The sequence below is a fragment of the Enhydrobacter sp. genome (assembly GCA_025808875.1).
Classification (GTDB): Bacteria; Pseudomonadota; Alphaproteobacteria; order Reyranellales; family Reyranellaceae; genus Reyranella.
In genome coordinates this window covers 245,578-257,229 of record CP075528.1, presented here as the reverse complement: position 1 = coordinate 257,229, position 11,652 = coordinate 245,578, and the positions used below count along the sequence as shown (strand labels likewise).

General features: G+C 68.8%; 12 protein-coding genes. 7 read left to right on the top strand and 5 right to left on the bottom strand.

The window, feature by feature from the left end:
- Positions 1 to 42: 42 nt before the first annotated feature.
- Together KIT25_01185 and KIT25_01180 are read left to right on the top strand one after the other, a co-directional pair.
- On the top strand, positions 43 to 942 hold the full coding sequence (locus KIT25_01185) for an LLM class F420-dependent oxidoreductase (protein ID UYN95590.1): 900 nt from the start codon (positions 43 to 45) through the stop codon (positions 940 to 942).
- Complete coding sequence (locus KIT25_01180; protein UYN95589.1) at positions 939 to 1,817, top strand: LLM class F420-dependent oxidoreductase; 879 nt, start codon at positions 939 to 941, stop codon at positions 1,815 to 1,817. Before KIT25_01185 ends, KIT25_01180 begins: the two co-directional genes overlap by 4 nt.
- Before the next feature lie 7 nt (positions 1,818 to 1,824).
- On the opposite strand, the gene KIT25_01175 is transcribed toward KIT25_01180, so the two are convergent.
- The gene (locus KIT25_01175; protein ID UYN95588.1) at positions 1,825 to 3,078 is read right to left on the bottom strand and encodes a pyridoxal-phosphate dependent enzyme; all 1,254 of its coding nucleotides are present in this window, start codon (positions 3,076 to 3,078) and stop codon (positions 1,825 to 1,827) included.
- Between the two features lie 84 nt (positions 3,079 to 3,162).
- On the opposite strand from KIT25_01175, the gene KIT25_01170 reads away from it, so the two are divergent.
- From KIT25_01170 to KIT25_01155, 4 genes are read left to right on the top strand one after another with little or no spacing between them, the layout of a single operon-like run.
- A complete protein-coding gene (locus KIT25_01170; protein UYN97787.1) occupies positions 3,163 to 4,107 on the top strand; it encodes a histone deacetylase family protein in 945 nt (314 codons plus the stop codon).
- A gap of 9 nt (positions 4,108 to 4,116) precedes the next feature.
- Entirely contained in the window at positions 4,117 to 5,304 is a 1,188-nt protein-coding gene (locus KIT25_01165; protein ID UYN95587.1) for a CoA transferase, read from the top strand.
- A gap of 18 nt (positions 5,305 to 5,322) precedes the next feature.
- A complete protein-coding gene (locus KIT25_01160) occupies positions 5,323 to 6,261 on the top strand; it encodes a 2-dehydropantoate 2-reductase (protein UYN95586.1) in 939 nt (312 codons plus the stop codon).
- Complete coding sequence (locus KIT25_01155) at positions 6,221 to 7,048, top strand: substrate-binding domain-containing protein (protein UYN95585.1); 828 nt, start codon at positions 6,221 to 6,223, stop codon at positions 7,046 to 7,048. The genes KIT25_01160 and KIT25_01155 overlap by 41 nt, the downstream gene beginning before the upstream one ends.
- Here the strand turns inward: KIT25_01155 and KIT25_01150 are convergent.
- Positions 7,038 to 8,324: an aminotransferase class III-fold pyridoxal phosphate-dependent enzyme gene (locus KIT25_01150; GenBank protein UYN95584.1), complete on the bottom strand. Its 1,287-nt coding sequence runs from the start codon at positions 8,322 to 8,324 to the stop codon at positions 7,038 to 7,040. The two genes, KIT25_01155 and KIT25_01150, sit on opposite strands and share 11 nt — an antisense overlap.
- Before the next feature lie 1,040 nt (positions 8,325 to 9,364).
- The gene (locus tag KIT25_01145; protein ID UYN95583.1) at positions 9,365 to 9,715 is read right to left on the bottom strand and encodes a hypothetical protein; all 351 of its coding nucleotides are present in this window, start codon (positions 9,713 to 9,715) and stop codon (positions 9,365 to 9,367) included.
- A gap of 48 nt (positions 9,716 to 9,763) precedes the next feature.
- On the opposite strand from KIT25_01145, the gene KIT25_01140 reads away from it, so the two are divergent.
- A complete protein-coding gene (locus tag KIT25_01140; protein ID UYN95582.1) occupies positions 9,764 to 10,444 on the top strand; it encodes an HAD family phosphatase in 681 nt (226 codons plus the stop codon).
- Here the strand turns inward: KIT25_01140 and KIT25_01135 are convergent.
- On the bottom strand, positions 10,436 to 10,810 hold the full coding sequence (locus KIT25_01135; protein ID UYN95581.1) for a GIY-YIG nuclease family protein: 375 nt from the start codon (positions 10,808 to 10,810) through the stop codon (positions 10,436 to 10,438). The two genes, KIT25_01140 and KIT25_01135, sit on opposite strands and share 9 nt — an antisense overlap.
- A 121-nt stretch (positions 10,811 to 10,931) precedes the next feature.
- Positions 10,932 to 11,624 (bottom strand): SDR family NAD(P)-dependent oxidoreductase, encoded by a 693-nt coding sequence (locus KIT25_01130; protein ID UYN95580.1) that lies wholly within the window; start codon positions 11,622 to 11,624, stop codon positions 10,932 to 10,934.
- Positions 11,625 to 11,652 lie beyond the last annotated feature (28 nt).

The window sequence follows — 11,652 nt, the reverse complement described above, 5'->3', positions numbered from 1 at the left end:
CGATCCAGAAGGGATTCAGTAGCACATCGCGGGGAGGGTTCCATGCAGCTCGGCGCCTCAATACCGGTCGGCGATATCGGCACCGGACCGGAGGTCATACGCGACTATGCCCAGGCAGCCGAAGGGCTGGGCTACGACTACCTGGTCGCACCCGACCACGTGCTGGGCGCCAACCCCGCCGCCGATCATGGCGGCCGGCGTGTCGGCACGTCGGCCACGGCCTACCACGATCCGTTCGTGCTGTTCGCCTTCCTGGCCGGCATCACGCGCAAGGTCGGCTTCTGCGTCGGCGTGCTGATCCTGGCGCAGCGCCAGGCGGCGCTGGTGGCCAAGCAGGCGGCCTGTCTCGACGAGCTCTCCGACGGGCGTTTCCGGCTCGGTGTCGGCGTCGGCTGGAACGAGATCGAATTCCAGGGACTCGGCATGGACTTCCACAGCCGCGGCAAGCGCTCGGCGGAACAAGTGCGCTTCATGCAGGCGCTGTGGTCGCAACCCAGCGTCACCTTCAAGGGCGACTTCCACCAACTCGACGACGGCGGCATCAATCCGAGGCCAAGATCGGGCCGCGTGCCGATCTGGTTCGGCGGCCATGCCGAAGCGACCTTCAAGCGCGCCGCCAGATTCGGCGACGGCTTCATGCCGCTCCAATATCCGGCAGGCGACAAGGCGCTCGCCGCTTTCGACAAGCTGCGCGCGCTCGTCCGCGAGGCCGGCCGCGACCCGGCCGATGTCGGACTCGAGGTCTGGATGTCGCCGGGCGTCGGCGACGAGGATGATTGGCGCCGGGAGTTCGCGTTCTGGAAGAAGGCGGGCGTCACGCACGTCGTGGCGCACACGACCTATGTCAGCAACCATCACAAGCGCATCGCCGGCAAGAGCTACGACGACCATCTCGCGGCGATCACGCGCTTCCACAAGGCCGTCACGGAGCTCGCCCGATGAAGTTCGCCCTCCATTTCGGCAACAACACCTTCCCCGATCTCGCCGGCACGATCCGGCTGGCCAGGCTCGCCGAGGCGGCGGGCTTCGATTCGCTGATCGCCGTCGACCACGTCGTCTTCCCCGACACCTACACCTCGACCTATCCCTACTCCGCGACCGGCCGCATCCCGGGCGACCGCACCGTGGCGCTGCCCGATCCGCTGATCTGGATCGCCGCGGCGATGGCGGTGACGACCCGGCTCCGCTTCCTGACGGGTGTGGTCATCCTGCCGCTGCGCAACCCGCTGGTGCTGGCCAAGCAGGCGGCGACGCTCGACTTCATGAGCGGCGGCCGCTTCGAGCTCGGCATCGGCGTGGGCTGGCTCAAGGAGGAGTTCGAGGCGCTTGGCGTGCCGTTCGAGAAACGCGGCAAGCGCTCCGACGAATACATCGGCGCCATGCGCGCCGTGTGGGCCGGGGACGGCGCGAGCTTCGCCGGCGAGTTCGTGAATTTCACCGAGGTGAGCTCCAATCCCAAGCCGGTGAACCTCGAGGTGCCCATCGTCATCGGCGGCCACTCCGAGGCCGCGGCCAAGCGCGCCGGGCGGATCGGAGACGGCTTCTTTCCGTCGATCGGCTCGCCGCTCGACACCTTCCCGCTGTTCGACCTCGTGCGACGCACCGCCGAAGCGGCAGGACGGGATCCGGGCAAGATCGAGATGCTGGCCGGTTGTCCCGATGCGTTGCCGAAATCGGGCAAGGATGCCAAGGCGGCCGTCGAAGAACGCCGCACGCGCGGCGTCGACCGCGTCGTGCTGCCCGTGCATGCCTTCCTGCCCGACCTCGAAACGACCCTGCCCGCCTTCGGCGACACGGTGATCCGGCAGTTCCGTTGATACCCGCTCAGGTCCCCGCGAAGCCGTAGCTGTTCATCAAGGCGGCCATCAGTTCCGCGAGGCCGCCGGTCACGAGCGGCGGCTCGGGCAGCGCCTGCTCGATCGGCCCGGGATCCTTGAGCCCGCTCGCCGTCAGCAGCGCCACGCAACGCTCGTGCGGCTTGATGGTGCCCAGCGTGCGCAGTCGCTCGATGGCGACGAAGGGCGCGACCGACGAGGCCTCGGCCCAGATTCCTTCCTTGGCGGCGAGCCTGACCACCCAGGCCCGCAGTTCGTCATCGCTCACCGTGACCGCCGTGCCCTTGCTCCGGCGCAGCACGTCGAGCGACTGCACCGTCGCCTGCACGGCGCCGATCGAGGTCGCGATCGACGGTGCGTTGCGCGCCACCTCGGGCGGCATGGTATCGCCCGATTCGAGCGCACGCGGCAGCGAGCCCGAGACCTCGGCCGCGACGAAGCTCGGCGTGCGGCCGATCCAGCCCAGCGCCTTCAGCTCCTCGAAGCCCTTCCACATGCCATAGAGCGCGTCGCCGTAGCAGACCGGCAGCACGCACCAGTCGGGCGGCTGCCAGTCGAAGGCCTCGGCGATCTCGTAGGCGATGGTCTTGTAGCCTTCCATGCCATAGGGGTTGGAGCCGACCACCGGCCCGAAGAAGGGCGACGTCGGGTACCAGCCGAATTCCCGCACGCCGAGCGTCTGCAGGCGCCAGCGGTCGGCGCGGTCGGCGACCTTGACCACCATCGCACCGTAGGACCGCATCTGCGTCACCATCGGGCCGGCCGATCCGACGAAGGTGAATACCACGCAGGGCAGGCCGGCCTTGGCGGCGTAAGCGGCCGCCGAGGCGCCGGCGTTGCCCGACGAACTCGAGGCGACAACCTTGGCGCCGAAGCGACGGGCCATGGTGAGCGCGCCCGAGCCGAGCCGGTCCTTGAAAGACCAGGTGGGATTGCGCGACTCATCCTTGATCCACACGTCGCCCAGACCGAGCGACGGGGCCGGCAACAGGGGCGTGTTGCCTTCGCCCAGGCTGACGGCCTCCGAGGCCGAGGCGTGGAGGAAATCGTCCCAGCGCCACATCGAGCCCGGGCGGTGCGGTGGCCGTTCCTGGTCGAGGCCCTCGCCGGGACGCTCGTCGTAGGCCACCGTGAGGTTGGCCGGGGCGCCCCTGGCGCGGCAGATCGGGCAATCCTCGGCATAGTGGGTGATCGGGTAGCGGGCGCTGCAACGAACGCAGGCGAGCGCACTGGGAATGGGCATGGCGAAGCGAAAGTGGCTTTCCGGCTGCGGTGCGTCAACGGGTCGGTGCTAGACTGCGGCATGAGCAAGTCATCGACGAGCACCGTGTCCACCTTGCTGATCACGCATCCCGCCTTCCTCGGGCACGACACGGGCCAATACCACCCGGAGCGCGCCGACCGGCTGCGCGCCGTGCTCGCCGCGCTGGAGGACGAGCGCTTCGCCGGTCTCGCCCGGTCCGCTGCGCCCGAAGCGACGCGCGAACAACTGCTGCGCGTCCATCCCGCCGGCTACATCGAAGCGATCCTCGGCGTGCGGCCGACCGAGGGTGAACTCGCCATGATCGACGCCGACACGGTGATGAGCCGGGGCAGTGCCGAGGCGGCCGTACGTGCCGCCGGCGCCGTCGTCGCCGGTGTCGACGCGGTGGCGCGTGGCGAGGCCCGCGCCGCCTTCGCCGCGGTGCGACCGCCCGGCCATCATGCGACGCCGACCGTTCCCGGCGGTTTCTGCCTGTTCAACAACGTCGCCGTCGGTGCGCGCCATGCCCAGGCAACGCACGGCATCGGGCGGGTGGCGATTCTCGACTTCGACGTCCATCACGGCCAGGGCACGCAGGCGGTGGCCGACATCGACGCCAGCCTGTTCTACGGCTCGACCCATCAAGCGCCGCTTTATCCCGGCACCGGATCGGCGCGCGAGCAGGGTCTCGACGGCAACGTGGTGAACGTGCCGCTCGGCCCGGGCAGCGGCAGCGACGAGTTCCGCACGGCCTGGAGCGAGCGCATCCTGCCGCGGCTCGACCGCTTCGGCCCCGACCTGGTGATCGTGTCGGCGGGCTTCGACGGCCATCGGCGCGATCCCCTCGCCCAGCTCGAGCTCGAGACCGAGGACTTCGCCTGGCTGACGCGCGAGCTGGTCGGCATCGCCGATCGTCATGCGCGCGGCCGCATCGTGTCGGCCCTGGAGGGCGGCTACGACCTCGCCGCGCTCGCCGAATCGGTGGCGGCTCACGTCGATGTCCTGATGCGACGGGCGGAACCGGGCTAGGCTCGCACCATGAGCTACGACGCACCGTTCGCCGGCCTCAAGGTCATCGACCTCAGCCAGGGCATCGCCGGACCCTATTGCGCCATGCTGCTCGCCCAGCACGGTGCCACCGTGATCAAGGTCGAGGGCATCGGCGAGGGCGACTGGGCGCGCGTGCTCGGCGTGCGCTACGGCAACCACACGGCCTTTTCCGTCATCGGCAATCTCGGCAAGCGCAGCATCGCGGTCGACCTCAAGAGCGAGGCCGGCAAGCAGGTCGTGTGGCGCCTGCTCGACGGCGCCGACGTCTTTCTCGAGGGCTTCCGCCCCGGCGTGATCAAGCGGCTGGGCTTCGGCTACGAGGCGGTGGCGGCGCGCCATCCGCGCCTCCTCTATTTGTCGATCTCCGGTTTCGGCCAGAGCGGCCCGCTCGCCGAGCGGCCGGCGATGGACCCGGTTCTGCAGGCCTATACCGGGCTGATGGCGGAGAACAAGGGCGAGGACGGCGTCCCCCATCGCGTGCCGGTGATCGTGGTCGACATGTCGACGGCGCTCTACGCCTTCCAGGCCCTGTCGGCGGCGCTGTACGCGCGGCGCGACGAGCCACGCGGACGCCATCTCGACGTCAGCCTGATGCAGTCGGCCGCCGCATTGCAGTCGATCCGCCTCATGGCCTGCACGCTCGAGGGCGGCACGATGACGCCCGGCGGCGTTCCCGGCGGCGTGTTCCGCACGGCCGACGGCTGGATGACCATCCTCGCCATCAACGATCGCGACTGGCGGAGCCTCTGCACGGCGATGGAGATGCCGGCGCTGGCCGACGATCCACGCTTCGTCACGCCGGCGCTGCGGCTGCAGAACGACGTCGCCTGCTACGGCATCGTGCGGCCGGCGATCGCCGCGCGATCGTTCGACGAATGGGCAGCGCGCTTGTCTGCCGCGCGGCTCATGCACGAGCGGCTCAACAGCTACGCCGACTTCCTCGTGCAGCCGCAGGTGCGCGAGACGGGATTGATCCAGTGGCTGGCACAGGCCGGCATCGACCGGCCGGTGCCGGTGCCGCGGCTGCCCGGCATGCCGCCGGCAATCGAAGGCACGTTGCGCGGCACCGCCCCCGTCGCCGGCCAGCACAGCGCCGAGATCCTGGCCGAGCACGGCTACGGCCGCGACGAGATCGACATGCTGCTCAACGACGGAATCGTGGCCACCGGCACGTAGGCGAGACAGGAGAGCGTGATGCGCATTGCGGTGGTGGGAACCGGCGGGGTCGGCGGCGGTTACGGGGCGGCATTGGCGAAGGCGGGTGCGGACGTCACCTTCATCGCGCGCGGCGCCCACCTGGCGGCGATGCAGCGCGACGGGCTCAGGGTCGAGAGCCCGCGCGGCGACAGCCACATCGAGCCGGCGCAGGCGACCGACGATCCGCGCACGGTCGGTCCGGTCGACATCGTGCTGTTCTGCGTCAAGCTGTGGGACGTCGAGAGCGCCGGCGCGGCGATCCGGCCGATGGTCGGGCCGCGGACGGCGGTGATCCCGCTGCAGAACGGGATCGACGCGCCCGAACGCCTGGCCGCCCTGCTCGGCGCACCCGCGGTGATGGGCGGCGTCGCCAACATCAGCGCCACCATCGCCGCGCCCGGCGTGATCCGCCAGACCGGCACCGTGATGCGCATGGTGTTCGGCGAGCTGCCCGGGAACCACAAAGGGAGCGGCACGAGCGAGCGCGCCAACGCCTTCGCCGCGCTCTGCCGGCAGGCCGGCATCGACGGCGTGGCCAGCCCGTCGATCCTGACCGACCTCTGGATGAAGTTCATCCTGCTCGCCTCCAATGCCAGCCTGATGGCGCTCGCCCGCCTGCCGGTCGGCAGGCTGCGCGACGATCCCGACGTCGCGCCCTGGTTCACCATCGCCTACGAGGAGGTGGCCGCGGTCGGCCGCGCCGCCGGCGTGGCGCTGCCGGCCGACGCCGTCGAGCGCACCCTCGCCTTCAACCGCAACGCGCCGGCCGAGCTGATGCCGTCGATGGCCGTCGACCTGCTGCGCGGCAACCGGCTGGAGCTGCCGTGGCTCTCCGGCAAGGTCGTCGAGCTCGGCCGCCGGCATGGCGTGCCGACGCCGGCCCACGCCTTGATGTATGCTGCGCTCAAGCCCTACACGATGGGGCCGCCGGCCTGACGCCGGAACGGAGGTCGTCCTGCGCTTCCTGCTCCTCCTGTGCGCCGCCCTCCTCGCCGGCCCCCTCGCCGGTCCCGCCGCGGCAGCCGACCTTCGCCTGCTCACCGTTCCGGCCTACCGCTTCGTCGCCCAGGACGTGGCGGCGATGTACCAGCGCGACACCGGCCACAAGGTGACGATCGCGGTCGATTCGGCCAACCGGCTGGTGCACCGCATCGACAAGACCGGCGAGGCTTTCGACGTCGTCGTGCTGCCGCAGCGGGCGATCGAGCGGCTGATCGGCACGCGCAAGATCTACGACGATTCGCTCACCGACCTCGCCCAGTCCGGCTTCGGCGTCGCGGTCGGGCTGAGCGCGCCCCGCCCCGACGTCTCCAACCCCGAGAACCTCCGCCGCGTGCTGCTGGCGGCGCGCGCGGTCTCCTACGTCGATCCCTACGCCGGCGGCGCCGCCGACCTCTATCTCGAGCAGCTCTTCCAGAACATGGGCATCCTGTTCGAGATGCGCGCCAAGACCGTGCCGGCGATCGGCGGCTATGCCGCCCAGGTGGTGGCGAGCGGCCAGGCCGACATCGCCATCCAGCAGGCGAGCGAGCTGATGGTCGTGCCGGGCGTGCAGTTCGTCGGCCTGCTACCCGCCAGCATCCAGCGCTACACGGTCTATACCGGCGCCGTCAGCCTCGGCACCCGCGACGTCGACGCCGCCGCGCTGCTGCTCGAGGCGCTGGCGCGGGCCGACGAGGCGGGCGTGCTGCGCCGCCGCGGCATGGAGCCGATCAGCTTCTGAGCAGGGCGATCGATTCCTTCCACGCCCCGACGGTGTGGTCGATATCGGCCTGGGTATGGGCCAGGCTGACATAGTACTTGCTCTCGCCCTTCATGATGCCGCGCTCGCGCAGGAGCTGGTTGAAGCGTCCGGCGATCGCCTTGTCGCCCTTGAGCGTGTCGCGATAGTCCTTGAGCGGCTGGCCGGTGAACACGACGTCGAACAGCGGCGGCTCGCCCACCACCTGCGCCGGGATGCCGGCCGTCTCCAGCAGGCCCGACAACGCCGCCATCAGGGTGCGGCCCGTGGCGAACACCTTGTCGTAGCTGCCCGGCTGCTTCAGCACCTGCAAGGTGGCCAGGCCCGCGACCGAAGCGACCGGGTTGCCCGACAAGGTGCCGACCTGGAACAGGAAATCCTCGTCGGCGACGGCGAGCTTGTCGAAATGCTTCATGATGTCGGCGCGCCCGCACACCGCGGCGAGGGCGAAGCCGCCGCCCACGATCTTGCCCAGGGTGCAGAGATCGGGCGTCACGCCGTAATATTCCTGCGCCCCGCCATAGGCGAAGCGGAAGCCGGTCACGACCTCGTCGAAGATCAGCGGGATGCCGTGCTCCGCCGTGATGCGGCGCAGCGCCTGCAGGAAGCCGGGCTGCGGCGGCAGCAGCCGCTGGAACGGCTCGACGATGACGCCCGCCAGCTCGTCGGCGTGCTCTCGAATCAGGCTCTCGACCATGTCGATGTCGTTGAACGCCGCCACCAGCATCTCGTCGGCGACGCTCCTGGGAATGCCGGCCGAGTCGGGAATCGCACGCGGGAAGTTGCCCGGGTTCTTCGGCGCCATCGACATCAGCGCATAGTCGCTCATGCCGTGATAGCCGCCCTCGAACTTCAGGATCTTGTCGCGCCGGCGGAAGGCGCGCGCCGCCCGCATGGCGTAGAGATCGGCCTCGGTGCCGGAACAGACGAAGCGCACCTGCTCTGCGCAGGGCACGGCCTCGACGATCGCCTCGGCGAGCGCGATGCCGTGGCGGTTGTTGCCGAAATAGGTCGTGCCGAGCGGCACCTGCGCCTGGATCGCTTCAGTCACCTCGGGATGGGCGTGGCCGATGAACATCGGCCCCGAGCCCAGCAGGAAATCGACGTATTCCCGGCCGTTCTCGTCCCAGATCCGCCCACCCCTTCCATCGCGCAGGATGACCTCGGCCGGCATGTTGCCGAAGCTGCCGCCCGGCAGCACCCGCCTGGCCTGGGCGGCGAGTTCGTCGATCGGTTGGGTGAGTGTCTGGACGGACATGACCTTCTCCTACGCTCGGGGAACGGCAACCCGCCGCCATCCCTGCAACGGCGGGAGAGCGGCCAGGAGTCGCCGTCCCACATGTTGAGCCGGCCGAATTGAAAAGCGGCCATCAATTCGTCCCGACCCCAGATTTTGCGGAGCCGGCGGCGAGCCCGGGCGCCCCGCAAGCGTTCCACTGTGTCCCACTGTCTCACGCGAATGGGACACGTTCGATGCCGATGGCACAAGGCTTCGAGGCCCGTGTGTCCCACCCGGCGCCACCCCCGTCGCATGGACATTCCGTGGGACACACGGTGAGACACTTCGTGGGACACCGACGTGGACACTTTCCGGCGCGAGGATCGTTCGTACACGCTCATGTTTCCGTGGCGGAAAGGCCGGAAAGTCCGGGAAGTCCCGGCAGCCCGTCCGCAGGACCGAGCGGGAGCCGGCACGCGACACGACAATGCCGACGCAGGACTGGCAAAAACTCCCTCGCCGCTCCTTCGACCGGACGCTCATGCCGTCATTCTACGTCGATTCGCCGGCGAAGGCCTAATCCGGTCGATGGAATCGAAGCGACCCCGATGGCGCCGGCATCGGACGGCCGTTCGACGACCGTCGGCCCCGGTTGTGCCGCCGTACCCGAAACGGTGGCCTCTCCGTCGGCACAAGACGCCGACACTCCTTCGCGGACGAGGAAGGAGCTGAGGGACGAGAAAGGGCGTCCCTGTCGCGGAGAAGCGATGGGCCACTGAATCCGCGGCAACGAACGAACCCCCGTCTCGTTTTCCGCTTTCGCGATGTTTCCCGAAAACGGTGGAAAACGGCAGTAACTCCCGCCTTACGTAAGCCTTCACCCATCCCTAGCAGGAAGAGTATCAATGGATCGCCCTGCGCACTGAAGTGGACCCCGTAGTTAGGACTGGTTTGGACGGTTTCGTCGTTGGAAGTGAACTTGCCGCCAACCTTGGACCACGTGGGCTGGAAAATTCCCGCTTCCCCGGACGTACGGCCGGCCGGCAATGCCGCCATCCGATGAAGCTCGATCAGCCCGCCTACTCGATCGGCACGAAGATCGAGTGGCGCATCTTGCCGGCGACCGCCCTGGAGAAGTGACCCTTGCCGTGCGTGTCCTCGACGAGGAACACCTCGCCCGGGCCGATGACGCGCTTCTCGCCGTCGCTCGCGGTGATCTCGACGGCGCCGTCGAGGTTGATGATGTATTGCCGGCGCGGCGCGGGATGCCAGGCATAGTCGTAGGTGCCCGGCGTCTGGCGGAAGATGATGCCGGTCGCCTTGAAGGTTTCCGACGTTTTGCCGCCCGGGCCCTCGTGCTTCCATTCGACCTCGATGTCGCGGAAGTGGGTCTCGCCCTGGGCGTCGACATAGAGATTGTGGATGCGCATGAGATTTCTCCGGCTTGTCGTTTGCGGCGCACAGACTAGAACGAAACCATGTTCGAGAAACCCGTCGAGGCCGTCCTTTTCGACATGGACGGGCTGCTGCTCGACACCGAGGCGCTCTACGCCCGCTCCATGCAGGCGGCGGCCGGGGCGCTGGGCCGCGACATGCCGCTCGCCTTCTGCCATTCCATGATCGGCGTGCCGGCGCAGGAATGCTACGCCATGATCCGGGAGTTCTACGGTCCGGAGCTCGATCTCGACGCCTTCCGGGCACAGTTCTCGGTGCATTTCCGCCGGCTGCGCGAGGATCGCATCCCGGTCAAGCCGGGCGCGGTCGAGCTGCTCGACTACCTGCGGGAGCGCGGCGTGCCGACGGCGGTGGCGACCTCGGCCCGGCGGCAACCGGCGGAACACCACCTCGCCCATGCCGGCCTGCTCGGGCGCTTCACCGCGATCGCCACGGTCGACGACGTCGAACGCGCCAAGCCCCATCCCGACGTCTACCTGGAGGCGGCGCGGCGGGTCGGCGTGGCGCCGGCGCATTGCGTGGCCCTGGAGGATTCCAACATCGGCCTCACCGCCGCCCACGCCGCCGGCACGATGGCGATCATGGTGCCCGACATGGTGCCGCCGACGCCCGAGGTGCGCGCCAAGTGCCTGCACGTCGCCGACGACCTGCATGCGGTGCTGAAGCTGCTGCGAGGAGTCCTGGCAGAACCTCTGTCATCCTGAGCGCAGCGAAGGATCTCTCGCCGGCAGCAAAATCGCTGCTCGTTCCACCAGGTCCTTCGCTCCGCTCAGGACGACACGCGTGTCGGGCATCAAGTCGCGGAACATCGGGTTAATGGTCCGAACCAACCCGTTCTTGCGTTCCCGTCGCCAGCCCTTCAGCTGTTTCTCACGGGCGATTGCGTCGGTCGGATTGTCGTACTCCTCTGCATAGACCAGGCGCGTAACACGGTACTTCTTCGCGAACTCGCTTCCGGTTCCAGAGCGATGTTCCCAGATTCGGTTTTCAAGGTTGTTCGTGACGCCGATATACATGGCGTTCCCGGAGCTGCTCGTGAGGATGTAGACCCAAAACTGTCGGTTGTTCATCTTCATAAAATACACGCATATGGCTTTTCTGTCATCCTGAGCGAAGCGAAGGATCTCTCGCCGGCAGCAAAATCGCCGGTCGTTCCACCAGGTCCTTCGCTCCGCTCAGGACGACAGACTCCTAAAACTTCTCCACCCAGGGGCGGACCTCGATCTCCCAGCTCCAGGCGCTGCGGTGCTGCATCAAGGTCGCCCAATAGGTTTCGGCGATGGCGTCGGGGTCGAGCAGGGTGTCGGACGAGTCGGGGCGCGCAGCGCTCCGGATGCCGCCGTCGATGACGAAATGCGCGACATGGATGCCCTGCGGCGCGAACTCGCGCGCCATCGATTGCGCGAGGCCGCGCAGCGCGAACTTGCCCATGGCGAAGGTGGCCGACTGCGCGAAGCCCTTCACGCCCGCCGTCGCGCCGGTCAGGAAGATCGCGCCGTGCTTGTTGGGCAGCATGCGGCGCGCCGCCTCCTGCGACACCAGGAAGGCGCCGAAGGCGGAGATTTCCAGCGCCCGGCGCGCGTCCTCGGGCGCGACATCGATCAGCGGCGCGCGCACGCGCGAGCTTGCGTTGTAGACCACCACGTCGGGCGCCCGGCCTTTCGCCTCGACGGCCTTGAACAGCGCGGCAACTTCCTTCGGATCGGCGGCGTTGCAGGCGTGAACCGACGCGCCCGTCTCCTTCGCCAGCGCGGCGAGCTTGTCGGTCTGGCGCGCGGCCACGGCGACGGCGAGTCCGTTGCGGGCGAACAGCCGGGCGAGCGAGGCGCTGAGGCCGGGGCCGGTGCCGACGATCAGGGCGGAGCGGTAGGCGGGCTTTTCCATCGGGGTCTCCTCGTTGCCCGCGATTCGA